Source organism: Cognatundibacterium luofuense (genome assembly GCF_018139685.1).
Taxonomy (GTDB): domain Bacteria; phylum Pseudomonadota; class Gammaproteobacteria; order Burkholderiales; family Burkholderiaceae_D; genus Undibacterium; species Undibacterium luofuense.
The window spans coordinates 1-364 of record NZ_JAGSPN010000284.1; the positions used below are offsets into that span (position 1 = coordinate 1).

Sequence of the window (364 nt, forward strand, 5' to 3'; positions counted from 1 at the left end):
GCTGGATCGCCTGACTTTATCTGATCAGGCCATTACGACGATGGCAACCGGACTCGAACAAATGATCGCCTTGCCTGATCCGGTCGGTGAAATCTCTGACATGAAATTCCGCCCCAGCGGTATTCAGGTCGGCAAAATGCGCGTGCCACTCGGGGTGATCGGCATCATTTATGAAGCCCGTCCGAATGTCACGGTGGATGCGGCCGGCCTGTGCATTAAAAGTGGCAATGCGACCATATTGCGCGGCGGTTCAGAGGCAATACATTGCAACCGCGCACTCGCAAGTCTGGTCATGGAAGGTCTATCCGGCGCCGGTTTGCCAGCCGATGCGGTGCAAATTGTGGAGACCACGGATCGTGCAGCG

1 pseudogene is annotated in these 364 nt (G+C 56.6%); it reads left to right on the forward strand.

The features are described 5' to 3' along the window. Nucleotides 1–364, forward strand: a pseudogene (locus tag KDM89_RS20430) (gamma-glutamyl-phosphate reductase); the annotation flags it as partial.